The organism is Okeania sp. SIO2B3 (genome assembly GCF_010672525.1).
Lineage (GTDB): Bacteria > Cyanobacteriota > Cyanobacteriia > Cyanobacteriales > Microcoleaceae > Okeania.
In genome coordinates this window covers 108,719-134,996 of record NZ_JAAHGH010000001.1, presented here as the reverse complement: position 1 = coordinate 134,996, position 26,278 = coordinate 108,719, and the positions used below count along the sequence as shown (strand labels likewise).

19 protein-coding genes are annotated in these 26,278 nt (G+C 36.5%); 7 read left to right on the top strand and 12 right to left on the bottom strand.

Annotated features, from left to right (window positions below):
- Positions 1 to 559: 559 nt before the first annotated feature.
- The 7 genes from F6K15_RS00470 to F6K15_RS00440 all read right to left on the bottom strand — a co-directional run bounded on the left by F6K15_RS00470 (position 560) and on the right by F6K15_RS00440 (position 12,194).
- Positions 560 to 1,597, bottom strand: coding sequence for an NADP(H)-dependent aldo-keto reductase (locus F6K15_RS00470; protein WP_293055701.1), 1,038 nt, complete (start codon positions 1,595 to 1,597; stop codon positions 560 to 562).
- Positions 1,598 to 1,919: 322 nt separating this feature from the next.
- Positions 1,920 to 2,936, bottom strand: coding sequence for a Gfo/Idh/MocA family protein (locus F6K15_RS00465; RefSeq protein ID WP_293055699.1), 1,017 nt, complete (start codon positions 2,934 to 2,936; stop codon positions 1,920 to 1,922).
- Positions 2,937 to 5,179: 2,243 nt separating this feature from the next.
- The gene (locus F6K15_RS00460) at positions 5,180 to 5,335 is read right to left on the bottom strand and encodes a hypothetical protein (RefSeq protein WP_293055696.1); all 156 of its coding nucleotides are present in this window, start codon (positions 5,333 to 5,335) and stop codon (positions 5,180 to 5,182) included.
- Between the two features lie 69 nt (positions 5,336 to 5,404).
- Positions 5,405 to 8,152 carry a tetratricopeptide repeat protein gene (locus F6K15_RS00455; RefSeq protein ID WP_293055694.1) on the bottom strand — a complete coding sequence of 916 codons (2,748 nt, stop codon included), beginning with the start codon at positions 8,150 to 8,152 and terminating at the stop codon, positions 5,405 to 5,407.
- A 998-nt stretch (positions 8,153 to 9,150) separates the two neighbouring features.
- Positions 9,151 to 9,966, bottom strand: a complete 816-nt coding sequence (locus F6K15_RS00450; RefSeq protein ID WP_293055692.1) for a RusA family crossover junction endodeoxyribonuclease — start codon at positions 9,964 to 9,966, stop codon at positions 9,151 to 9,153.
- A 371-nt stretch (positions 9,967 to 10,337) separates the two neighbouring features.
- Positions 10,338 to 11,216 (bottom strand): hypothetical protein, encoded by an 879-nt coding sequence (locus F6K15_RS00445; protein ID WP_293055689.1) that lies wholly within the window; start codon positions 11,214 to 11,216, stop codon positions 10,338 to 10,340.
- 375 nt (positions 11,217 to 11,591) lie between these two features.
- A complete protein-coding gene (locus F6K15_RS00440) occupies positions 11,592 to 12,194 on the bottom strand; it encodes a DUF1517 domain-containing protein (protein WP_293055686.1) in 603 nt (200 codons plus the stop codon).
- 690 nt (positions 12,195 to 12,884) lie between these two features.
- Between F6K15_RS00440 and F6K15_RS00435 the strand changes: the two genes are divergently transcribed.
- Positions 12,885 to 16,967 (top strand): PAS domain S-box protein, encoded by a 4,083-nt coding sequence (locus F6K15_RS00435; protein WP_293055684.1) that lies wholly within the window; start codon positions 12,885 to 12,887, stop codon positions 16,965 to 16,967.
- 358 nt (positions 16,968 to 17,325) lie between these two features.
- Here F6K15_RS00435 and F6K15_RS00430 read toward each other — a convergent pair whose 3' ends face one another.
- From F6K15_RS00430 to rpmI, 3 genes are all read right to left on the bottom strand, one after another.
- Positions 17,326 to 17,856, bottom strand: a complete 531-nt coding sequence (locus F6K15_RS00430) for a tetratricopeptide repeat protein (RefSeq protein WP_293055681.1) — start codon at positions 17,854 to 17,856, stop codon at positions 17,326 to 17,328.
- Between the two features lie 283 nt (positions 17,857 to 18,139).
- Positions 18,140 to 18,496 (bottom strand): 50S ribosomal protein L20, encoded by a 357-nt coding sequence (gene rplT, locus F6K15_RS00425; RefSeq protein WP_293055679.1) that lies wholly within the window; start codon positions 18,494 to 18,496, stop codon positions 18,140 to 18,142.
- 18 nt (positions 18,497 to 18,514) lie between these two features.
- A complete protein-coding gene (gene rpmI, locus F6K15_RS00420) occupies positions 18,515 to 18,712 on the bottom strand; it encodes a 50S ribosomal protein L35 (protein WP_293055676.1) in 198 nt (65 codons plus the stop codon).
- A 334-nt stretch (positions 18,713 to 19,046) separates the two neighbouring features.
- Here rpmI and scpB point away from each other — a divergent pair, with 334 nt between their 5' ends.
- The 4 genes from scpB to queC all read left to right on the top strand — a co-directional run bounded on the left by scpB (position 19,047) and on the right by queC (position 22,017).
- On the top strand, positions 19,047 to 19,559 hold the full coding sequence (gene scpB / locus F6K15_RS00415) for an SMC-Scp complex subunit ScpB (protein WP_293055673.1): 513 nt from the start codon (positions 19,047 to 19,049) through the stop codon (positions 19,557 to 19,559).
- A gap of 266 nt (positions 19,560 to 19,825) precedes the next feature.
- Positions 19,826 to 20,404, top strand: coding sequence for a 5-formyltetrahydrofolate cyclo-ligase (locus tag F6K15_RS00410; protein ID WP_293055671.1), 579 nt, complete (start codon positions 19,826 to 19,828; stop codon positions 20,402 to 20,404).
- 348 nt (positions 20,405 to 20,752) lie between these two features.
- Positions 20,753 to 21,310 carry a DUF2808 domain-containing protein gene (locus F6K15_RS00405; RefSeq protein WP_293055668.1) on the top strand — a complete coding sequence of 186 codons (558 nt, stop codon included), beginning with the start codon at positions 20,753 to 20,755 and terminating at the stop codon, positions 21,308 to 21,310.
- A 35-nt stretch (positions 21,311 to 21,345) separates the two neighbouring features.
- On the top strand, positions 21,346 to 22,017 hold the full coding sequence (queC, locus tag F6K15_RS00400) for a 7-cyano-7-deazaguanine synthase QueC (protein WP_293055665.1): 672 nt from the start codon (positions 21,346 to 21,348) through the stop codon (positions 22,015 to 22,017).
- A gap of 252 nt (positions 22,018 to 22,269) precedes the next feature.
- On the opposite strand, the gene F6K15_RS00395 is transcribed toward queC, so the two are convergent.
- Complete coding sequence (locus tag F6K15_RS00395) at positions 22,270 to 22,698, bottom strand: helix-turn-helix domain-containing protein (protein ID WP_293055662.1); 429 nt, start codon at positions 22,696 to 22,698, stop codon at positions 22,270 to 22,272.
- A 328-nt stretch (positions 22,699 to 23,026) separates the two neighbouring features.
- On the opposite strand from F6K15_RS00395, the gene F6K15_RS00390 reads away from it, so the two are divergent.
- The gene (locus F6K15_RS00390; protein ID WP_293055659.1) at positions 23,027 to 23,797 is read left to right on the top strand and encodes a DUF1350 family protein; all 771 of its coding nucleotides are present in this window, start codon (positions 23,027 to 23,029) and stop codon (positions 23,795 to 23,797) included.
- Between the two features lie 132 nt (positions 23,798 to 23,929).
- On the opposite strand, the gene F6K15_RS00385 is transcribed toward F6K15_RS00390, so the two are convergent.
- Positions 23,930 to 24,424 (bottom strand): ATP-binding protein, encoded by a 495-nt coding sequence (locus F6K15_RS00385; protein ID WP_293055656.1) that lies wholly within the window; start codon positions 24,422 to 24,424, stop codon positions 23,930 to 23,932.
- Positions 24,425 to 24,784: 360 nt separating this feature from the next.
- On the opposite strand from F6K15_RS00385, the gene F6K15_RS00380 reads away from it, so the two are divergent.
- The gene (locus F6K15_RS00380; RefSeq protein WP_293056131.1) at positions 24,785 to 25,918 is read left to right on the top strand and encodes a PP2C family protein-serine/threonine phosphatase; all 1,134 of its coding nucleotides are present in this window, start codon (positions 24,785 to 24,787) and stop codon (positions 25,916 to 25,918) included.
- Positions 25,919 to 26,278: the final 360 nt, after the last annotated feature.

The window sequence follows — 26,278 nt, the reverse complement described above, 5'->3', positions numbered from 1 at the left end:
TCCGGTTCTGCTTCTCGGTACGCTTTGGCTATTTCAGAGTCAACTGGAATGGTAATATTTTCCATAATAAATTAAAGTTAGTTAGTCTATTTGAGAAGTTGATAGAAGATAACAAAAGTCAACTGATGAAGATATTAGTACAGGACTTACGCCAAGACACTATATATAGTTTTTGGTGCGTTACGCTAGCGCTAACACACCCTACTGGACTACTGGACTGTTTCACCTAAAATAGTGCATTAGATTAAATTCAAAAGTCAAAAGTCAAAAGTCAAAAGTAAGAATTTTTAAGTTAAAAGCTAATGCACATTTTTAGATGAAACGATACACTACCATTAGCTATTTCATAAGGAATTATTTTCTCAAAATTTATCAAAACAACATGGGTCTAAAATCTCGCCTTTTAAGGCGCAATATTTTTGGAGAGTTGCTCAAAATCTCTGTTACAAAAATAACTTCTGACTTCTGACTTCTGACTTCTGACTTCGTTAACTCTCCCTATATCTACTAGCTAAAACTTAAACTGAATAATTTTCACTTTACTCTTTACTCTTTTATTCTAAGGTGTAGGATTAGGATATTTAGCATGAACCTCATCAATTTCAGCAATAATTTCCTCAGTCAAATTTATCTCCACACTACTAATATTTTCCTTCAATTGTTCCATAGTTGTTGCCCCAATAATTGTACTAGCTACAAACCATCGGGAACTGACATAAGCTAATGCTAACTGTGCGGGAGTCATATTATTTTTATGAGCAATTTCTACATAACTTTTTATTGCTTCAGTCAAATTTGTTTTACGATAACGTTGCTCAAATCCAGGAAATAAAGATAGACGAGAATTTTCTGGAATTCCATGTAAATATTTACCAGTTAAAATACCAAAAGCTAGAGGACTATAAGCCATTAATCCCACATTATTAAATCGACAAGCTTCGGCTAAGTTTATATTAAAAACACGGTTAACTAAACTAAAAGCATTTTGAATCGAAACTATTTTTGGTAAACCTAATTTTTCTGCTAAATGACAAAATTCACAGACTCCCCAACTTGTCTCATTACTTACTCCTAAATAACGAATTTTTCCAGCCTTAACTAACTCAGAAAATACTTCTAATTGTTCGGCAATAGGTGTTGTATCTCGTTCGTTATTTGGGTCATAATCTGGTGCCCCAAATAGAGGTACATAACGGTCAGGCCAATGTATTTGATAGAGGTCAATATAGTCAGTTTGAAGACGACGCAAACTGTCTTCTATTGCTTGCTGAATATTGGGGCGGTTAACTTGATTATTTCTCCCACGAATCCAAGTAATTTTAGGATTAGGTCCAGCAATTTTGGTAGCAATAATTAATTTATCTCGCTGTTGTTTAACTAACCATTCACCAATATATTCTTCTGTTTTTCCTTGAGTTTCAGCCTTAGTTGGCACTGGATACATTTCTGCTGCATCAATAAAATTAATACCTTCAGCAACAGCATAATTAAGTTGTTGATGAGCTTCTTCAATGGTATTTTGTTGCCCATAAGTCATAGTCCCTAAACAAATTTCTGATACATTTAGGTTACTATCACCAAGTTTGTTATATTTCATCGGTTTGTCTTTTAGAGGTTTTGTCTTTTAGAGGTTGTCTGAGAAGTCCCATTTGCTAAATCAAAGCCCCCGCGCATCCCCCAATTTTGGGGGACTTTTAGAAGCAAATTGACTCTTGTTCCCCCCCAAAGTTGGCTTGCTCGGGGGGCAAAATTCAGTATCAAAAAACTTTTCAGATATCCTCTTAGTAAATTGTCTAATTTCATCCTAGCATTAACAGGAAAAGAACTTACGCATAACCACCATATCTTCTAGGGGCGAATGGCATTCACCCTCTACAATTGGTGTATAGTTTCACATCTTGCGTAAGTCCTGTTAATAACTAAATACAACCATAAATTGCATCTAATAAAGTTTGAGTTTTTTCACTCACTTGACAATAATTTATTGTAGAATTAGTCACACCATTGAACACCACGTCAGCAAAATTTTCAATCATTTTCACCTGAGAACTTTGCTCACTTTTTACCTCAATAAATTTGACATCCCCACGGGTATCCATACCATTTTTGAGATAAAAACCCGCCTTGAGATTAGGATTTTCAAAGGCAAAACTATTCACCCAATCTAACACAAAATCATCTAGGGTAATAATGCCTTTTGTACCAATTAAAGCCAAATCCATTGTTATCGCACCTGAAGTATATCCTGCATCCCAAGTCGAGGTACTGTCATCATCAAAAGCGAGCATACCACAACAACGAACGATCGCCCCAGTTTCGGTGTCTCGTTTAACTTTGACTGAAGTTTGGCTTAAATTAATGTTAGGAGCTAAAAATTCAACTGTTGCCCGCATATTATACCAACCTAAGTCCCCTAAAGCTCCTGTTGGTTCCAATTCGGGATTGAAACGAATATTACTGCGATCGCTAACGGGAAAATAGAAGGCACTTCGTATCGCTTGAACCTTACCAATGTTTTCCTCCATAGTTTGCTTAATGGTTGCAATTCTGGGATGATGGACAAAATGGGTTGCATCCATAAACAAGACTTGATTTTCTCTACAGGCTACGGTAATCTTTTGCAAAGACTCTAACGTTGCAAAGGGTTTATCCACTAAAACGTGCTTTTTCTGTTGCGCAGCTACCACAGCAATTTCTTCTTTTAAGGCAGTAGGAGTCCCAATATAAATTGCATCCACCCCAGACCAAGCAATTAAATCTTGCCAACTGTCAAACCCTTTAACATCTCCGAATTGCTGGCCAAACTCCTGTGCCCGAGAAATGGAACGACTAGCCACTCCCACTAAAGCACAATTTTTGGCATCGACTAATCCTTGGGCAATCACCTTGGCAATTAATCCCGTTCCCACAATACCAAATCGTAATGTATCTGTCATGCAACAGTCTCCTTAGTTAGATGCTAAATTCAGCCACAGTTAATGTAACTTGGGCAATATTGATAAAGTTATACCAATGTGATAAATTTTTGCTACAAATAGTTAGCGGGACTTACACAAAACAGCAGCAAAAAATAGGCTCAAAGATAGATAGCAAGAGGTTTTTATGTCAAAAAGTTATAATTCCTTTATCTCAACGTTGGTTGAAGACCCGCGCTCTCCCGTTTTGCTGGCGCATAACGCACGTTAACGGCTGTCGCCGACATGGAAAGCGGAGCATTCCGTCAGGAAAAGGCGGAGCAAGTGCGGCAGCTATTAGGGGAGCGTCGCATGGGAAAACCAATCAATTTTGCGGTTTTTTCAATAGTGTGTTATACTTAAAATATGGCTGCTGGGCTAGCAGTGTCAGTCTGTGGAGCGACTGTAAGACCGAAAAGAGGCTCGACCTTGGAGGCTGGTGCATTGTTAGCGCAGCTCCTCTGCAAGAGGCAGCAGAAAGGCCTAAGAGCGCGATGGTTAGGAATCCCGCGCTGTCTCGTAGAGCAGCGTCGGGAGGATGTCAATACTGAATAATACCAATTTGATAACTGTTTGCTACAAATAGTTAGGCTATTTCTTAGGAGTCAACCCACCCCTCGCCCCTCCCCCTCCCAGAAGGGGCACTCAGGAGTCAGGATTCGTATGGAAATGACTTCAATACCAGTTTTTAGGTCGGAAATTCTCTTTTTCTCTTGGTGCGCGTTCCCTCTCTTGGTCAGCATTCCCTCTCTTGGTGCGCGTTCCGCAAGCGAGCTGTCGTCGTCGCGGGGTCGCACCGCTTTGTCAAAAGGACATCTTCTCTAAAGTCTTTATATTGCAATTATTATTCGTAACATTCTTTTTCCAAAATGGTTTAATTAAGGTTTAAAGCCTCTCCTTTAAAGGAGAAACAAGCGGTCGTTTTGCTGGCGCACAACTCCGTTAACGCTACGCGACATGTTTGCGGAGCATTCCGTCAGGAAAAAGCGTAGCTTCCCGTAGGGTGGGATGGCGAGGTCTCCTTGCCATATCCAATCGACCAAGAGAGAAAAAATTTTCATGATTAGTCAATCCTATCCGTTTTCAAGGAGAGGTAATTATTAGAGTTGTCGCTAAATAGAAGGAAAAAATCGCTCCAACCTAGACAGAGCAATAATTCCAAGGCTTTTTAGCCACCAAGAGCTACAATCCTTATAGAACAAGGTTTTTGGGGATTTTTGAAGTTATAAAGCGGCAAGTCTATTAATTATTAATGGCTTTGTTGCATGAAAGTATATAGCTGCCGCACTTGCTCCGCATATGTACAACAATAACGTGCGGAAACTGCTGTAACTATTGTCCAATAGATAAATAGTAATCATTGCCAAACAAAGCGTACGCCGATCGCCAGAGTAATCACTATTGTCCAATAGTTAAATAGTAATCATTGCCAAACAAAGCGTACGCCGATCACCAGAGTAATAACTATTGTCCAATAGTTAAATAGTAATCATTGCCAAACAAAGCGTACGCCGATCACCAGAGTAATAACTATTGTCCAATAGTTAAATAGTAATTATTGCCAAACAAAGCGTGCGCTGATCGCCAGAGTAATAACTATTGTCCAATAGTTAAATAGTAATCATTGCCAAACAAAGCTTACGCCGATCGCCAGAGTAATCACTATTGTCCAATAGTTAAATAGTAGACTTGTCGCTTTATAACTTCAAAAATCCCCAAAAACTTTGTTCTATAACGATTGTAGCTATTGGCAGCTAAAAAGCCTTGGAATTATTGCTCTATCTAGGTTGGAGCGATTTTTTCCCTCTATTTAGCGACAAGTCTAATAATAATTGCCAAACAAAGCGTACGCCGATCGCCAGAGTAATAACTATTGTCCAATAAACATCTCCAAAAATACTCAAACGCCTATCCTAACTATCTTTAGTGGAGCGATCGCTACTCATTAAAATAGTTAACTTGTACGGTTTTATGGGTATCAGAAATACTTTGTGTTACTATTCTAAATATCTATTGCACTTTTATTTCTTATTTTTATCTCTACTTTTTATGATTTATACTAATATAAATGAACCAATTCTTAATCGGACTATACCACATATTGTTAAGATTACTTTTTCATAATTATTATCTTTTTATCTTAACCTTTCTCTAGCAACTCCAAATATTTTAATTAATCTTATTACATGGTCTACAAATATTCTCTTTTTAGCTTTTTATTGATTTTATTCTTTGATTTCTGGCAGCATTTCTTTTTTTCTTGGCTTCTTTTTTGGTGTATTTGTTCTCTCTACTCCTTCATCAGCTTTATCTCCTTGAAATTTTTGTTTTTTCTCAAAATTATCCTGTTGTTTTCTTAATATATTTACATCAAAAGCCATTATTAATTATTAATTGTTGAACAAGGGTTATAGCCATTTTTCTGACTTTGATGTAATTCCCTTGCCTATTCAAAATCCATTACCAATCAAAATAAATGGTGCCCAATAATAAGGATGACTAAACTCACTATTAATCATACTAATTTGTGCTTTTTGCACTGCTTCACTTTTAGTTGCACCATTCTTCAAAGCTGCATAAAAATAATTCATAAATTCATGAGTACCCTGGTCATCAACTTGCCATAAAGTTGCCAAAGTTGCTAATGCACCAGCTTCTTGTATTTGATAACCAAAACCGAGAATTTCTACCCCATTTCCTAACTGTTTTCCCACGCCAGTTTGACAAGCGCTCAAAACTACTAATTCTACATTACTTAAATTCCAATCTTTCACATCTCGTAGGCTAGCTCGACTGCCATCTCCAAATAGTATAAAAGATTCTTCTGGATGACCATTTACAAAAGCAGAATGAGTGGCAAAATGTACAATGTTATAGTTATCCATTTGTGATTCCATAGCTTTTTTAGTAAAAGCATTACCTAATAATTTATTGGTTTGAGGAAACATCGTTGCTAATTTTTCTACCTCTACTCCAGCAAAAGGTAATCCTTCAAAATCAAAGTTTTTTTTGCCTACTTGGAAATTATAAATTCCCTCTGTTAAAGCACCTGCTAAAATTAGAGGATTAATCTCTGTTTTTGGAGTTAAATCCATTAAACTAGCAGTGGTAATATTATTGATTTTAAACTTCTCTAATAACCATTTTTCTCCATCATATAGTGCTGCTAAAGGAAGATAACGTAGTTGACCATCGGGTGCATAAACAATAGTTTTAGCATTAATGATTTTGAGGTGAGGTTCTATAGGTTTTATCAACAAATCGTAAAGTTTTGCTCCAGCTTCCATAACTTTTCGATCGGATTGATTATTATTTCCTCTAGATAATGATTGGGCTTTATTTCTATTAATTAATCTGACTCTTAATTCAAGGATAGCTTGGCTAAATTCTTCCTTGGTTACTGAAACGGTGCGATGAATTGGATCGGAATTAGCACTGACTAATATTAATTCTAAGCGGTCTTCTAGAAGTAATGGATATAAGATTACTGTATCTTGCTGTTTATGTTCTTGAAGTTCATACTTTAAGGAAAGCAACAGATCCGAAGTAAGTTTTTGACCATGAGCATTTTCATCTAATTCTGAGACAATTTTTGCCACTTCTTCACTATCAATAAAATTATGAATACTCAGCAATTTTTCTGACGAAACATTCCGTTCCTCAACCTGGTTAGTGCCGACTTCATTCATTAGTTGAGTATACCTTTTCCAGAATTTTTTTTCCAGTTCTAGCAGTGGAATTTCAGTATATTCATCCTCATCAGTTTTTAAGCTTCCTATATATTCAAATATCTCTTGTGCTTTCAATAAATCTAGAATTTGATGTGCTTCTATGGCGCGTTTTTCTTGGAGCAATAAGTCAGCTAAAGTACGATATATTTCTGCAACACTTTCTATATAATACTTCTGCTGTTCTACTGGTAATACTTTTAAATCTTTGCGAATAGTTTCAGTAATATTAACTGATTGTTTATAAAAGATTATTGCTAATTGAGGGTGATTTTTTCTTTCTAATAATTTACCGATATTTGCCAGGGTAATTCTTTCTCCATCCTGATTACCAAGTTGTCTATCAATAATTAAAGTATGAGTCAGAAATTGTAAAGCATCTGGATGTCTATCTGACTCACGATGTACTATACCAATATGATGAAGTGTAGCTGCTTGACCTTCCTTGTCGCCTAATTCTTCTCGAATAATTAATGCTTCCTGATGAGATTCTAATGCCTGAGAATTTTTGCCCTGTTCTCGATAAATTACACCTATATTATCAAGAGTTGTAGCAATACCAACACGGTCTTGATTTTTCCGATGAATTGCCAAAGCTTGTTGATAAAATTCTAAGGCTTTTGGAAACTCTTTTAAGCGACGATAAATAGCGCCAATATTATTTAAAATTGTAGCTTTTGTTGAGGGGTTAGTCTTTAAAACTTCCTGATAAAAATTGATAGCTTGTTCATATTGACCTAACTGAGAATAAACCAACCCCATATTACTTAAAATTGCACTAATATTTGCACTATCTTTTTCCTGTTTAGCAATTTTTAAAGCCTCTTGATAAAACTCCAAAGACTGGGAATATCTACCTTGAGTATCGTAAATAATAGCAATTTCATTTAAAGTTCGACTAATAGCAGTACGATCGCCAAGTTGTTCACGAATTACTAATGCTTGGTTTAATGATTCTAATGCTTGAGGATATTGACTAAGATGATGATAAACTGTACCAATATTGTGTAGAGTAGCAGCAATTAGCTCTTGGTCTCCTAACTGTTGACGAATTTCCAGTGCTTGCTGATAATACTCTAAAGCTTGCTGATACTTCTGCTGTTGCTTGTAAATAGTTGCCATGCTATAGAGAGTACTACTAATATTAAAGCGATAGAACTCCGTTCCGCTATCGCGATCGCCCTGTTGATGACAAATTTCTAATACCTGTTGCCAAGTTTCTAAAGCTGCTTCTAATTCGCCATTTTGAAATTGTTGTGTAGCTCGATCCTCAAGTTGTTGTGCTTCTATTTCTAAATTTTCTTGGGTTAGGCGATCGTGCCAGCGAAACGTAGTTTTATCGCTATATTTTGTAGTCTTTTGTGCAATTGCCTTTGAATGTATATGTATTTTATCTGTTACTAGAAATGGACAAACAATAAGGAAAAATCCAGTACCGATAATTAATCTAAAATGTTTCCAATTTCTCATTTTATATTCTTTGAGTGAATTTATTTATATCCATAAACTCATTATAACTTCAACATTCTCTATAAATAAACGGTAATTTATTCTAGAAGCTACTTTCAATAATTAATAATTAATAATTAACAATTACCTCTCCTTTAAAACGGATAGGATTGACTAATCATGAAAATTTTTTCTTCTCTTAGTCGATGGTCGGCCAGCTCCGAGACCTCGCTATCCCACCCAACGGGGAAGCTACGCTTTTTCCTACGGAATGCTTCCCTACGGGATGCTGCGCAAACGCAAACATGTCGCGCAGGGCGTTGTCAGAGTTGTGCGCCAGCAAAACGACCGCTTGTTTCTCCTTTAAAGTAGAGGCTTTAAACCTTAATTATTCCGTAAATTTATACAATTATACCAATTACCAAAAGTAATGCTATACTTCAGCTATACTTCAACAGTCAAATATTTACCAAGATTCAAAGTCTGTTTTTGACAATTATTAGTCTGTTAGTAATTATTTTTCCTACTTTTCCTCTCCCCACACCTCATACAGGAACCACATTTACCTACCCAATCAGATATAGCATTCTTTTTGAGAAATGGTATTACTATATTTAAGTACCAACTCTTGACTACTAAGTCTAAATTATAGTAAGCATTTCCTGCGGACTGCTGCGCAAACAGCTATTAGCAGTCAGCTATCAGCAAACCCTAATGATTCATTACTTCTGAGGTTTAGGAAGGGGACTTTAACAGTAACTTTTATTCTGTCTCAATTTCTCAATTATTTTTACCTTCCTCAAAATTAATAGCTGAATTGCGCAGTTCCGACCATAGGAGGCTAGCTAATAGCTGATGGCTGAATGCTTACAAATTATAACTAATTTTCGCACATAATATAACTGTACATTTCTTCTAATGGATATAATTTTTTTTCGATAAATATATCAAATCTTATCAAAATTAAATGTTGATTATTGATATATCATATCTTAACTTAAAACCTATTATTCAAAGACTTATTCCACAGGAAGTATTTCAATTTTAATCTGAACTCCTGTTTCCTTAACATTAGGAATATATTCAATAGTCAGCTTAGGAATACAACTCAAGCGGTCGTCCTGTAGTACTCCAGCACCCTTTAAAGTTAAAGCATCAAGACAAGCCCCTGCTAAATTATCTAAATCAGAATTAGTACGATGTTTACCACAAAAACTGATAGAAATAGCTGCTCTTTGAATTGGTAAATTTACTTCTAAATTAAGCTCAGAAACTTGACGGTAAATTTCTACTTCTGCCTGATTTCTCCAAGCACGATATCGAGGTGGTAAATAAGTACCCTTAGTAGTAACTCGTGGGCGTGCTTTTGGAACTACTTTCCCAGGAAGATAAAAGTTAATAATTGTGGCATTTTCAGATTTTTCAGACTCGGGAATAGAAGTCGAAAAATTTTCAGTATTGTTCAATAAAGGAATAATTTGATTAGCTTCTGTATTCACATCTTCTTCAACATTATAATTTGACTCTGAGGAAATAAGTGACATCTGGGGTATATTCTCCATGGCAGATAAATCTACTTTTCTATAAGCATCTAATTGTGTCCGGAAACTAGGCCAACTTTTAGCTATTTGCAGATAAGATTCAGCGCAACTTTCTGAGAAATTGCAATTCTTTTTGAGCCAAGATTGCCATTCAGTGGGAGAAAATAAAGCTTGAGTTTCTAGCAATAATTGCCCTAAAGAATAAGCAAATGCCATAGCATTCATCGGGTCGTCTTGGCATTGTTTATGTTTAAAATTAATTTCTGTTATTAAGTCTTGCCAATTAATTAACATTTGATATTAGGTGAAGAAGTTGACTATAGAGTTATTTTACATTTTTTTATGAGCATAAAATTTAGGGGCAAACAGTTGTTCACCCCTTCTCCAATTAATTAATTGTTGTGGCTATAATTGTAGATAAATCAGGACTTACGCATTACGCATGAGGTACGAAAAACTAGGACTTGAGATTGCTTTCCGTTCCGGACTGCTCCGCAAACCCTTTAAGATTGAGACAAGGGTTTCCTGCCTTGAAAGAGTTTCAGCTAAAAAAGTGTTCCAGTCTTATTCAGAATGACTATAACTTCTGACTTCTGATTTCTGACTTCTGACTTCATTAACGCCTCACCCCCTTTCTAACTTCTGACTTCTGACTTCTGACTTCATTAACGGCGTCGTCTAGAACCAAAACCACCACCGCGACGAGAGGGAGATAACCCACCACTACCAAAACTACGACGTTGTTGGCGAGGTTTTGCTTGCTCGGAGCGACGCAAGTCACTTGCACTAGCACCGCTTCCTGTAGAACGATTGAGATTTTGCTGCTGTTTGCGAGTGTTGTTACTTCTAGTTGAATTAGTTACACCTGTAGCACGCAATGTTTGACGATTTTTCACTGCTGCTGGTGGAGCTTGATAACGTTCTTGATATCGGTTAACAGCTTGGTCGTAGCTATTGCCATACCCACCATAACCAGTCATTACTCCACCAGGTTGATAAACTGGCGGTACATAATATTGAGGTCTGAACAACATATTACTAATTGCTCCACCAACTACCTGACCTGCTATTGCTCCAGCAAAAGGTGTCCAGAAGTTAGACTCCCGACGCACAATTATTGTTTCTTGTCTACCTGTTTGGGGATCGGTTTGAACTTCAGTTACGTTGTGTACATATTCAATTTTAAAGTCTGGTTTGATGTGTAAACTAGCTTGGTTGCCATTAATTTCAGCATAGTTAGTTTTACCTTCCTGAATTTCTTCCTCAGTCAAACTTGCCATTTGCAAATCTGTCGTACTATACATCGGTGGTTTACCTGCTGGAGTATTCAGCAACATTAGAGTATATTCGCCGTTGGCATCATTATAGGTTGCCTGTTGTACGGGATATTCTCCCTGAGTGACTTGATTTTGGTTTTGCCTACTAGGGTTGGAGGAAATATTGGGATTTGAGTTTTGATATGAAGTTGTGTTTGAACTGCCACAGGCAACTGTTGTCCAACACAATGTTAAACACATAAACAATACTGTCAATTTACGCAACATATTTTATGATCGCTCCTAAATAATCTAATTTTGAGTCAGTTTTACTTATTATTCTACCTTGATTTTATTTTTGAGAGGGGAATAACGAACTTAGAAGCCATAAGTCAGAAGTCAGAAGTCAGAAGTCAGAAGTTAACCCACCCCTAACCCTTCCCCTCCTGGGAAGTAGGTGATTTTGAGCAACCCTCCAAAAACCCGATCGCCTTAAAAGGTGGGGTTGCGCGACCCAATTATCTTGATAAACCGAACTATCCTAAGTTTTACCGAGAAATTGTGGTCTAAATCCTCCCCTTTTAAGGGGATAAAAAAAAGAGAATTCCGTATTTTCGTAGCCTCCTTATTGCAGAGGTACTGATAACGGATAACTGAAATAACCTACAGGGGAATCAATTCTGAAAAATTGAGTAATAGTTGTTCATTGTCTAATTCATCCCCTAAACGTGCTGGAGAAAAATGTATTTGAATACCTCGCAGTTTTTCTTGATAATGCAGATTAATTAAAGCTTTTAATGCTAAAGTCATTGCACCCATGCTAGCAAGATCGGCTTCAATATCTGGCACTTCTCCCTCAAAAGCAACTGTGAGCATTACTACTAAATTACCAGTAGGTGATAAAGTTAGAGGTTGGTCATCTACTTCATAATCTTCATTGTCCCCAGAGCTTAGGTAACGAGAAGCCGAGTCTGTAAACAGTTCGTCAAAGAAATCTCCTGCTTCTCCTTCATTCCAAATTACATCTCCCTCATTAGCAGCAGACTGCCAATAGGTATCATATTGTAGGAGACTTTGACAGACTTCAACCAGTTCTTCCCCTGCTACTTCCAAGTTACCTTCTGATGCAACTATCTCCCTCACAGCTCGATTCAAAACACCCAATAGAGGCGTTACCTCTGAACCCGCTAAGTGAATAAATAAACGAGAGACAACAAATCGAGTTTTACCTGTAAATTTCTTGAAACTATCTTGCCAAGAACTCATAATTTACCTTTAAAAAATCAAAAAGTCAAAAGTATAGCGCTACGCGAAAGGCAACAGGCGAATACAAAAGGGTTTCAGCTTCTATTTATGTCCTAACCTTAATGCGTAGCGCTATAATAGAAGTTAATTATATCATGTGTCCCCTCCGGGGGAGCTACCCTATCAGATAATCAGTTATGATTAAGATTTAATAGTCATTAGACATCTCCTCCATGCATAGGGAATAGGCAATGGGCAATAGGGAGAAGTAATTAATAATTTATGGATAAGAATTGATTTGATTAATGTTAGCCAACCATAAACTTGCTTTATCATCTGAGAACTTATATCATGTCCGGTAGCATCGGAGCGTGTATAGAATTAAGTCACAATTGGAAGAAACCCTTTCCTAGGTCATGCTACGCAAACAGCATAGCTGCCCTCTGCTTTGATATGAATGCCTGTGGATGAGTAACCGCCGACGGCCTCAGTAGAATCAGGAAGTAAATATCAAGAAGTAATTCTATGTGACTTATTGTATCAGTTTGATCAAGCAGTTATTGACTCTTTTGTTTGTGAAACTCATCAAAATTTGTACGCTTTAACTATATATAAATACAGATGTCAAAAACAATGATATTAGTTATGATATTAGTGAATGTTTAACTAATCAAAATCATATAATTTCCTAATATTAGCGAATAAATAGTTATGAAATCTGATGTCAACAGTTTGCGCACCTGCCAAAAACAGTTAGTTGATTTACAAAATGAAAATGCTATTCTTCAAGAACGTCTATATCAGTTGGAACAAATATTAGATATTTTACCTGAAAGCTTGATTTGTCAAGATTTGACGAACCAGGAAATATTTTATAGCAATCATGCTTTTCAGCAACAAAGCCATGAAAATCAAACTAAAATTTCAGAACTCAGCAGAATAACAAACGATAAACATCCAGTAGAAAAAACTACTCAAATAAAACTAAATGACAATACAGAAGAACGCTATTTAGCCATCCATCAAATTCCTCTGCGTAATAGTCAAGAAAAAATTAGTTATTTAGTAACATTTTCTCAAGATATCACTGAGTTGAAACAGCTTCAACACTCACAACAGCTATTGTTATCAATTATTGATCGCTTACCTCAAATGATTTTTTGGAAAGACCGAAACAGCGTTTTTTTAGGGTGCAACCATCACGCTGCTCAAATTTGTGGTTTTTCATCACCTACAGAAATTATTGGTAAAAATGACTACGATCTGCCTTCGACAACAGAAGAATCTGATTGGTATCGGGAGTGCGATTTGAGAATTATGGAGACTAATACTCCAGAGTTTAATATTATAGAAACTCTACATCGTCAAGATGGTAGTCAAGCTTGGCTCAATACCAACAAAGTACCACTCCATGACCAAGAAGGAAATGTGACAGGTATAGTAGTATCCATCGAAGATATCACTGAGAAAAAGCACACAGAAGCACAACTACAAGAAGTTACAGCTCGTTGGCAACGTATTGCTGCTAGCACCCCTGGACTTTTTTATCAATATTGTCAATGTCCTACAGACCCCACAGGAAAATTTACCTTCCTGAGTGACGGTTGTTATGATATCTACGAACTCGATCCTGAAGTTGCCCTTCAAAATAATAGTATGTTGTGGGAATTAGTTCACCCCGACGATCTCCCTATCGTCCAGCAGTCTAAAACTCAGGCATTCACACTTGAAGCAGTATGGCAAACAGAATATAGAATTACCACCCCTTCTGGCAAACTAAAGTGGCTACAAGCAACTGCAATGCCATGCAAACAAAAAGATGGAAATGTCTATTGGGATGGCATTATTCTTGACACTACTGAACTAAAGAAAACTGAAGTTGCCTTGCGTCAGAGCAAAGAAAAATTAAGATATTTTTTTGAAAAGTCTCCTCTAGCTGCAATAGAATGGGATGCTGACTTTCGCGTTGTTGACTGGAATCATACGGCAGAAAAAATCTTTGGTTATAGCAAAGCAGAAGTCTTTGGCAAGTCGAACTCAGAATTTAATCTTGTTTCTCCCTCAGCGCAAGATGATGTAGATCTAGTAATTCAAAAGTTACTTGCAGGAACAGGAGGAACATTCAGTATCAATGAAAATATGACTAAAACAGGAAAAATTATTATTTGTGAGTGGCACAATTTTGCGTTTTATGATGATGATCGTCAGCTAATTAGCATTTTCACTATGGCGCATGATGTCACAGAACGCCAAAAAATTCAATCTGAATTAGTCGAACAGCGACAGTTACTCAGAACTATTGTAGATACTTTGCCCCAAGCTATTTTCTGGAAAGACTGCAATAGTATTTACAAAGGTTGTAATAGTACATTTCTTAGAGAAATAAATCACCAACCTTGCTCAGAAATTGTTGGTAATACAGACTATAATTTAGCCTTGAGTGAGGAGGAGGCAAAATTAGAACAACAGAGCGATCGAGAAATTATGTTATCTGGCAAACCACAAATGCACTTAGTTGAGCAAAGACAACTTCCTAATGGCAAGCAAGTTTGGCTAGATACTTGCAAAGTTCCTTTAGTTGATGAAAATGGTAGAATATTCGGTATTCTTGGTACTTATGCAGATATCACTGAACGCAAGCGAGTAGAAGAACAACTCAAACAACAAATGATGGCAATTGAAGCAGCAATTGATGGGATTGCAATTTTAGCTGATGGAGAACATTACTCATACATAAATCATGCTCATCTACAGATTCTTGGGTACGATAACGCAGAAGAGTTACTAGGGAAAAGTTGGCATATTTTATATGAACAGGAAGAATTAGAACGTATCAAGAAAGAGGCTTTTCCTGTAATTGATCGACAAGGTTTTTGGCGTGGAGAGTATGTTGCTAAACGGAAAGATGGTACAAGGTTTGAGCAGGAAATTGCTTTGACGATGACAGATGTGGGACTTATTTATATTTGTAGGGATATTAGCGATCGCAAGCAAGCAGAAGCAAAAATAAAAGAGAGTTACAACCTATTAAATGGAGTAATTAATAGTACGACAGATTTAATTTTTGCCAAAAATTTACAAGGACAATTTCTGCTAGTTAACTCTGCTTTTGCTGAGAGTTTTGATCAATCAGTTGACGATCTTCTTGGCAAGGATGATACAGTTATATTGCCTCTAGAAGTTGTACGAGAAATCAGAAATACCGATCGCCAAACTATTAATAGTGGCACTTCAAAAGATTATGAGGAAGTTGTGCCTATACAAGGCCAACTCAGAACCTTGCTCGCGACAAAAACACCTTTTCAAGATGCTGAAGGCAATATTATTGGTATTGTAGGTATGACAAGAGATATTACTGAACTCAAGCTTACCGAACAACTGTTACGAGAAAAGGTTCAACGAGAACAACTTTTTAACCAAATTATCAGTCAGATACGCCAGTCCTTGGATATTGAAACTATTCTAAATACTACTCTCAATAGAATTCGGGAGTTGATGCAAACAGATCGATGTCTTTTTTCCTGGTATTGCACTGATGCAGAAGAACCTTATTGGTATATTAGTAATGTATCTCAACTTCCAGGTTTGTCCGATATACCAAAGAAATACCCAACTTCGATATTAGGTTCGATCTATCGGAAGGCTTTACATTTAGAAGTTATCAAAGTAGTTGATACTGACTTAGAACCAGATCGAACTTTTCAACAATTGCTCAAATCATTAAAAATTCAATCTTTTCTGTCTGTTCCCTTTCAAAAAACATCAGGTCAAATTGGAGCATTAATATGTAATAATCACACTCAGGCACGTCACTGGAGTGATACAGAAATTAGTTTACTACAAGCTGTAGTGGAACAGTTAGATATTGCCTTGACTCAAGCAGAATTTTATAATCAAAGTCGCAGCAAGACAAGAGAATTAGAAACTACTCTCAAGAAACTGAAGCGGACTCAAGCTCAGATGATTCAAAATGAAAAGATGTCTAGTTTGGGTCAACTTGTAGCAGGAGTAGCTCACGAAATTAATAATCCTGTCAGTTTTATTTATGGCAATCTTTCTCATGCTAAGAAATATACTCAAGATTTATTCAATTTGATTGAGCTATATCAAACCCATTATCCTAACCCACATCCTGAAATTCAGGAAGAAATAGAAGCGATGGAGTTAGAATTCTTGCAGGAAGATTTACCGAAACTTCTTAACTCAATGAAGGTAGGAGCTAATCGTATTGAAAATATCGTCAAATCTTTGAGAAATTTTTCACGCCTTGATGAATCTGGACATAAAAAAACTAACCTCCATGAGGGAATTAATAGTACTCTTACTATTTTAGACAATCGTATTAATAGGCGACATAATTTTCCTGCCATTGAAATAGTTAAAAATTATGGTAATCTTCCACCAGTGGAATGTTATCCAGGAGAGCTTAATCAGGTATTTATTAATATTATTAGTAATGCCATTGATGCTATTGAAGAAAAAGATCCAAAGCGGACTACCGAACAAATTAAATTAGAGCCAAGCTTAATTGAAATTTCTACTAAAATTGTTGGTAAATTTGTACAAATTTGTATTCGGGATAATGGAACTGGTATTCCACCAGAAGTTAAAGAACGTCTTTTCGACCCTTTCTTTACTACTAAGGATGTTGGTAAAGGTACTGGACTAGGATTGTCTATTTGCTATGAAATTGTAGTTGAGAAACATGGCGGTAGCCTAAAATGTAACTCTAATCCTGGTAAAGGTACAGAGTTTGTGATGAAAATTCCGATGAAGCTTATACCGTTTCAATAAATTCAAAATTCAAAAGTCAAAAGTTAGAAGTCAAAAGTTAGAAGTTAGAAGTTAAAAGTTAAAAGTTAAAAGTGATATTTTTAAGTACTGAAAACCTCTGCGGGTTTAATACCCCACCGTCTATACGGTGCTTAAAATTGCTTGGGGTTATACAGCGGTTTTCATTTGGGTAGACCACAGTAGGGACGTTCCATGGAACCTTCCTACAAGGTTTGATGTGTGAAGATGTGGTTCATAAACTTGAAAAGCGCTGTAAGACACGGAGTAGCGTGTCAAAGACTATCCCCATGTAATTTTACCGAATAATTAATTATTAATTATTAATTATTAATTATTAATTGTTGAGCCTCTGCCTTCTTCAAGAAGATGGTATTAAACGTTTTCTCATAGATTCTGCACGTCTTTTTGCAGTATCATTTTTTGGGTCACATTTTAATGCTGACTCATAAGCTTCTAAAGCTTGAGCAGTTAATTTTTTCTTCTCATAAGCATGGCCTAAATTATTGTAAACAGTTACATAATTAGGGTCTATTTTTAATGCTTCTTTATATTGCCTAATAGCAATATCGTATTGCTCTTTAGCAAAGTAGGAAAAACCAAGAGCATTATAAATTTTAGCAAAACTTTCTGAATTTTCTGAGTCTTTTAATTTCAGAGCTTTTTGTAACAATTCAGTTGCTTGAGAATACAATTTTTTTTCTAACAATATACTGCCAAGCTGATAATATTCATCTATTGTTCCCTGTTCTTTTGTCAGTTTACTTTTCAAATTAGAAAGCTGAATTTCAGTTTTCCTTGTCTTAGTAATCTGGCGAATGACAAATATACCTGCTACAGACAATAATATTAGTAGTATTAATAGGTATAAAACTGGTAGAGTGCTATCCATAATTAATATTAATTTTGATCGGTAATAAGGCTAGATTCAAAATCTTAGGAGTGGAGTAGGAAGTAGGAAATAACTGTCTTGAAGAAGGCTCTTCTGCTGTTTGCGCAGCATTCCGCACCGAAAGGCAGAAAGTAAAATTGCATGGGGATAGTCTTCAACAAGCCACTTCGTGTCTTATAACCCCAAACAATTTTAAGCCCTCCCGTTGACGGTGGGGTATTAAACCCGCAAAAGAAAAAATAAAAATTCCCGGTTTCCAACTCCCTAAATTTTCTAGTTGATATTATCCTTTAGCTTGACTTGCTAGTTCAACTACTTTAGCAAAAGTTTCAGGCTCTAAAACTGCTAATTGGGCTAACATCTTACGGTTAATGCCAATATTAGCTTTTTTCATATTACCTATCAGTTGACTATAACTCATGCCCTGTTGACGAGCTGCAGCATTTATCCGAGTAATCCATAAACGACGGAAGTCCCGTTTACGTTTACGGCGATCGCGATAAGCATTGCGTAACGCCTGCATAACTCGCTGATTAGCAACTTTAAATAGTTTAGACTGTCTACCTCTAAATCCTTTAGCTAGTTTAAGAACTTTGTTACGGCGTTTACGAGCAACATTACCTCTTTTGACCCTGGTCATAATTTTTCCCCTAAAGTTTTACAAATATGGAAGCATTAAACGTACATTTTCGTCATTAGTCTCATGGACAAGAGCCATTTTAGACAGACGACTCTTACGAGTGGAGCTTTTATGTTGCAACAGATGACTCTTAAAAGCTTTACGACGCATGATTTTTCCACTGCCTGTGACTTTAAAGCGTCTAGCTGCTGCCTTGCGAGTTTTTAGTTTTGGCATGAATTTGCAGTAATTTTACACACAATATTTTATTATAACACAAAAGTTTGTTAAAATAAAGGACTTACTTTGATTTTTGATATGATGATATCAAATCAGTTGGCTTCTGAGTCAGTAGGGGTAAACAGCCGTTTACCCCTACAATATTGAATCATACCAATGGTATAGGATTTGATATAACAAAAGGCACAGAGCAGAAGGATGATATGAAATTTGGACTTTAAGTTTGACGTAACAGTGACCTTATGATAAAAAAATCGGGCTAGAGTACTTCGCACTTTATTTAGTTTGCGAAGTTTTCCCATGGTAATCACGCTCAGAGTAATGATACTAAATGTTTAGTCTTCCTAGCAAAATTGAGGCAATTTTATACCTCAAGGGACAACCCCTCTCTATTTCTGAAATTGCTGAAATTGCCAAATGCGATCGTGGCCAAGTAAAAGATGCTTTAATCGAATTAATGTCTGAATACGCCCACCGACATACTGCTTTAGAAATTGTAGAAACAGAAAAAGGCTATAGTCTTCAACTCAAAGCAACTTTTGCTGAGTTGATAGAATCTTTGATTCAACCAGAGTTGGGAGTAGGTGCTTTGAGGACTTTAGCAGCGATCGCTCTCAAGGGAGGTATTAGTCAATCAGAATTAGTAGATATTCGTGGTTCGGGAGTTTATCAGCACGTCCCAGAGCTTGTTGCCTTGGGGTTTGTTCGTAAACGTCGTCAAAAGGAATCTCGTTCTTATTGGTTACAAGTCACAGATAAATTTCATCAGTATTTCCAACTAGATCGACTTCCCCAACAATTATCACTTGACCTTCATTCTTTATCTAATGATGAAGAGGAATGAAATTCGGGGTAAGGGAGTGGGGGAGTAGGGGAGTTAGGGAGTAGGGGAGAGCAGGAGTGGAAAAAACTGGGAGTAGGAAAGAAACCGAAATCAAGGCGTTACATAAATGCGCTTGGGATTTTAATAGTTTTGTGGAATGGACATCTTGCCCGTTCCCAAGAGAAAAGAGAATATTCTAGATGTCAAACTTCCTTATTCCAGAGGTACTGATAACTGATAACTGAAATGACCCACCTGAATATTTTAAATGTAATTTTACTAGATTAATGCTCAAAAAAGAATTAAGAAGCTCACTGTTGAAAAAACGTCAGTCTATGTCAGAGAAAGAATGGAGGGAAAAGAGCGATCGCCTTTGCCACCACTTACAAAATTTATCCCTATTTCAAAAATCTCAAACTGTTTTAGCTTACTTTAGTTTTCGTCAAGAAGTAGACCTTAGTTTATTATTTATAAATAATAGAGAAAATCCAACAGTTTCTATTAAAAATTGGGGATTTCCACGGTGTGTAAAAAAAAGTTTATTTTGGCATATTTGGCAACCAGGAAATTCTTTACAAAAAGGCTATTATGGTATTTTAGAACCAGAATCAAACGCACCATTATTACATTCATCAGAAGTAGATTTAATTTTAATTCCTGCTGTTGCTTGCGATATAAATGGTTATCGTTTAGGCTATGGTAGTGGTTTTTATGACCGGATGTTAAGTTCTGAAGAATGGGCATCAAAACCTACTATAGGAATTGTGTTTGAATTTGCTTACTTACAACAATTACCAATAGACCCTTGGGATAGACCTCTAACTGCCGTTTGTACAGAAAATGGTGTCATTTCAGTTATCAGTTAACAGTTATCAGTACTTCCGACTAAAGCTGTTGGTAAAACAGATAATATATAACAGGCAATAGGCATCTCCAGAAAAGAGGGAACAGGGAATAGGGAACAAGAAACAGGAAACAGTGGAGATATTTCTAGGGAAACGGTACGGAAAATAATTTTGTGAGGAACTTATACAACTCTAGCTTATGCTAAATAAAGGGCAAGTTTATTTTCTGGAGATACAGCATATTCCAGGTATCTGAAGTACAGATATTAACAATCAAACATTTATAGTGCGGACACCTTGCCCGCGATAGATGTACCTCACTAAGGTGAAATCCGCTGTATCTATATATTTATCGCTATTCAACCGGACATGATATTAGTTTCTAAATTGAAAATTTTTTCCTTCTTCTTTGTTGTTTGTTACTTCTTGGTAACTCCTACTTTAGCAATTCAGACAAAAGATGGTACAGTTTATTTCGCTCAACCACCTCGCCTAGTTAAGGCAGTCACTACCCGCAGTGAAACCTATGTTTGGAGCGCAACTTATTACTTTACTCTGAGTTTATTGCCTGATGCTGGAGTGCCACTAGAACGATTAACAATTACCAAAACTGAAGGACCTGGCAATATCCGATATAACCAAAAGAAAATTATTGCCTTTGAAGGAACTCATCACAAGAAAGGTCCGCAACTGGCAGTTGAAGAAGTCGTAGTCGATCGGGAAACTAATACTGTGTCAGTAACCTTTGACCCTCCAGTACCCCCAGGCAAAACTTTTACCATAGGTTTGCGTCCAGTACGGACTCCTAAGTATGGAGGTATTTATTTATTTGGAGTGACTGCTTTTCCGGTGGGAGAAAAATCATATGGTCATTTTCTTGGCTATGGTAGACTTCATTTTTACGACAGCTCCAATAGTTATGATTAAAAGATATTACCATTACCAAAAAATATAGAAGAATAGTGAAAGCAGTTATTTTATTGTCAGGAGGATTAGATTCCTCAACAGTTTTGTACCAAGCAAAAGCAGATGGTTGTGAATGTTATGCTATTTCCTTTGACTACCAACAACGTCATCGTCGAGAGTTAGACTCAGCTAAAAAAATTGCTGAAAGTGTGGGTGTAGTGGAACATCATGTTGTCAGTTTTGACCTCAGACTATGGGGAGGGTCGGCATTAACTGATAATCAAATTGATTTACCAAGCGATCGCTCTGTTGAGGAAATGTCGCAAAATATCCCTATTACTTATGTTCCAGCGCGTAATACTATTTTTCTGAGTTTTGCCCTCGCTTATGCTGAAGTTGTCAATGCAAGTCGGGTTTATATTGGGGTGAATGCTTTAGACTATTCGGGTTATCCTGACTGTCGCCCAGACTATATTCAGGCCATGCAAGAAGTTTTTCGCCTGGGAACTAAACAGGGGAGAGAGGGAGAAGCGATCGCTATTGTTTCCCCACTTATTGATATGAAAAAGACCGAAATTATTCAACTGGGGAATAATTTAGGAGTACCTTGGGAAAAAACTTGGTCATGTTATGCAGGTGAAGAAAAACCTTGTGGTATATGTGATTCTTGTCGGTTGCGGTTAGCTGCTTTCCAGGAGTTGGGATTAAAAGATCCATTGTCTGATTGACATACTCCCGACGTTGCTATATTCGCGACAAAGTGGGATTCTTCAGCCAGAGAAGCCCTGACCGCAGTTTTAACAGAGGTGATGTCCTCCCCCTGTGTTGATCACAATCCAACCCACCCCCATCCCCTCCCGGGAGGGGAGCTAGAGGGGTGGGTGAGTTATAGTCCCTATCTAGTTCTTGTCCGCATTTAGGACATGAATGCCTTTCATGTCGCGGAGCGAAACGCTCTGATAAGCTTTTAGGGACTTTACTCAAGCATTCCCAACAATTTGTAGCACTTGAGAGTGCATAGACTTATACTCAGGAAATAGCTTTTTGGTTTGTGCTAAATCTGCTAGTTGAACAGTTTCCCACACAACATAACCATTTATTATATTTGGATGCCTATCACCTTTCTTTGTTACTGGATTACCCGCCGTTTTTTTTTCTACCGTCCCTTGCTTGTATTCTAAACTCTGGGATATGCATGATAAATCCGTTGTACGGACGCCCTTATGCAACGTCCCTACTACTGAAACGTTAAGTGGGCAAGCGTTTACTGGTGTGCGTGTGGCTTCAAACCAATTCAGCCTTTCAGCTAAACGGTAGTTATATTGCTTTCGGGCTAATTCCAACCAATTAGCTATAATTACCATTTGGCTTTTCTGTGGTTTGAGCTTGTACTTATATTTCAGTAGCATGATGTAGTATCGACCTTTATATCTACGTTATCTATCATAACAACTGTTTTTATTTATAGCTGTATAGGAATTTCCCAGAAATCAATTATCTGAGAGTCTTTTAAAATAAAAATTAAAAATAAATATACGGATTAACTAATTTAATCTGTCAAATTTCTACCAATTTCCCTTAAAATTTTATTAATGGCTATTACAATTTTATAAAAAAATAATACTGTTTGGGATTTTTGTGTTTTAATTTCTCTTTTTTAAACAAAAAATAATTCTTCAACTTTATTATCACTAAATATTGTAATTGTCAAGAAAAAAACTTTTATAGTTTTGAATTATGGAATGGCAAGAAAATTCTGGTAATTGGGTACTAATACCTTCTCATCCCAAAGCAGTCGTACATTTTTTGGGAGGAGCGTTTGTTGCAACTGCACCCAATGTAACTTATCGGTGGTTATTGGAAATGCTAGCAAATCAAGGATATGCAGTAATAGCGACTCCTTTTGTCAATACTTTAGATCATTTAGCAATGGCTAAAAATGTTTTCAGTAGTTTTGATAGCTGTCTCGATCTTATTTATGCTCAAAGGATACTGCGAAAAAAAAGTCTACCTATATACGGTATTGGGCATAGCATGGGATGTAAACTACATTTACTGATAGGTAGTTTATTTTCTCTAGAAAGAGCTGGAAATATTTTGATATCCTTTAATAATTCCGCAGCTCGTGATGCAATACCCTTGGTGGAGCAGATATCTCCTGTGATGAAAGTAGAATTTACTCCATCTCCTAAGATCACAAACCGTCTAATTCAAAAGCGTTATCAAATTCGGCGCAATTTATTGATTAAATTTAAAGACGATGATATAGATCAAACTCTTCGTTTGAGTGATTTGTTGAGATTACGTTTTCCCGATATGGTGACAGTTAAAAGATTAAATGGAAACCATTTAACACCTTTGGGCCAAGATATAAATTGGCCTGTAGGGAAAGTATATACTCCTATAGACGCGATCGCTCAATGGCTAAAACAAGAAGTGTATCGAGACCTTAATCAACTTAAACGTGAAATTTTACTTTGGCTGAACCCATTGGCACAAATATCATAGTGCCGCTACGCGGAAGTCAAAAGTCATGCATTTAAAAGTCAATCATTTTTGATTTGTAATTGTTTTAGGATTTTGTCACTGGTAAGTTATTTCCGCCACCCTGCAATAGCTTTACACTTATAAATTTTAGATTTAGCTGTCACTATCAGAGGTTTGATTTTGTTCTTTGGGGTATGGCCAATAACTTTTACTAATGAACAAACAATTCCGATTTTCGGATGTACTACGGGTATAACTAATATGGTCTGCTATGGCATACATAAGTTTTATACCCCGTCCACCAGGTGCAAATATATCTGTTTGAGCTGGTTGTGCTTTTAACCATTCTCCTAAGTCAAAAGGCACACCAAAATCCCAAATTCTAATTTCTATGTGGTCACTGAACATTGTAACTTCAATGTCTATAAGTGTTTCTCTAGATAAATCTCTATGGGCATGGCGTGCTGCATTAGTAAAACCTTCAGCCAAAGCCAGCTCACACTGTAGCCAAACTGTTTTTGGAATAGGTGCTTGATATAATTGCTCAAACCATGACAAAACTTTATCGTTTTCTCCAAGGTCTGAACTAACTTGTAAAAAAGCACTACGTTTCGTAGGTAATTTATCAGATTCTTTGACTTTATTCACACTTACTTTCTTAATTTATTACATAATAATTTTAGGTATATCCTAAGCTATATTGTAAAGTATGTGTATAAAATTTATGTAAATAATTTAAAAATAAGGAAGAGAGTTGATAAAAAAAGGGATTCTATCCCAATGTAAGATTGAAGACCAACAATTTTTAAAAGGCGTGGGAGAATTAAACTCTATATCTGCAAAATGAAGGAAGTAAGAAAAGAAAAAAATATTAGTACTTTACTTATATCCTTCTATCCTTCCTCCTGCTGCTTTTGAACGAAGCGAGTTGAAATGAAAACCCCTGTTGGTCTACTCACTTTTATGTTGGCTTTAGCCGAAATAGTGAATTGTTTAACTGAGTGCATGATGTATAAAATTTTGGTTATTGATGATGATATTGCCATTCAGGAATTGCTCAAAAGGGCTCTCCAGAAACAGGGTTATGAAGTGACAGTAGCAAGTAATGGTGAAGATGGTTTTCAACAGGCACAAAATTTACAACCTGCTTTGATTATCTGTGACTGGATCATGCCAAGACTCACAGGAATAGAAGTATGCCGCCGAGTTAAATCAAGTTCTGAGCTATCTACTACTTTCTTCATTTTATTAACTTCTTTAGCAGCGGTTCCAGATCGAGTTAAAGGTCTGGATGCAGGAGCTGATGACTTTATTTCTAAACCAATAGAAATGAGTGAATTGATCGCCAGGGTCAGAGCAGGATTGCGATTACATCAGCTATCTCAAGACTTACAAACCCAAAAGCGACTACTAGAAGCAGAATTAGCTGAAGCTGCTGATTATGTCCGCTCTCTTCTGCCAGAACCCTTAATAGAACCGGTCAAAGTTGAATCACAGTTCATTCCTTCTCACCAGTTAGGAGGAGACTGCTTTGATTATTATTGGCTAGACGACAATTACTTGGCTGTGTATTTACTGGATGTAGCTGGCCATGGTTTACGGGCGGCACTTCCTTCTGTTTCAGTTTTGAATTTATTAAGATCGAAGGCAATACCGAATATAGATTACCATCAACCTAGTGATGTACTTAGGGCTTTAAATAATACTTACCAGATGACATATCAAAATGATAAATACTTTACAATTTGGTATGGGGTATATAATCGCTCTGAGAATCAACTGGTATATGCAAGTGCAGGTCATCCTCCGGCTGTGTTAATCTTAGGTAATGGTCAGCCTAGTCAGGTGAATAAGTTGAAAACTCCAGGAATGCCTATTGGTATGTTTCCAGATGTGACTTATGTTGATAATTCTTGTGTAGTTGAGAAGTTGAGTTCTCTGTATATCTTTAGTGATGGTGTTTATGAAATTCCTCAACCTGGAGGAAAAATCTGGGGTATAGATAACTTTATCAATCTAATTTTAGAGTACCATAAATACGGTTATTTTCATCTAGATAAGATATTAAACTATGTGCAAGATTTGAATTGTGGTAATGCTTTTAGTGATGATTTTTCTTTACTAAAAGTTATTTTTGGTTAGCTTGCTGATATAAGCTAGGATGCATTTAGGTTTTATGTTCTTTGTTAAGGCTTAAGGGTTTCCTTTGATTGAGAAGTTCTATAGTTTAAATGTTCAACAGCTTATATCAGATGTGTTAAGGAAGTCAGAAGTCAGAAGTCAGAAGTCAGAAGTTATTTTTGTAACGGGGATTTGAGCAACTCTCCAAAAACCTGATCGCCTTAAAAGGCGTGGTTGCGCGACCCATATTATTTTGATCAATTTTTTTTAAAAGTACTTAGGGTGTTTATAGTCCTCTGTTAAGATAATTTTGAGGGGTTGCATTACCCAAAAAACATTACCCAAAAATCACAGTTACAAAAATTTTCAAATTTGACAGAC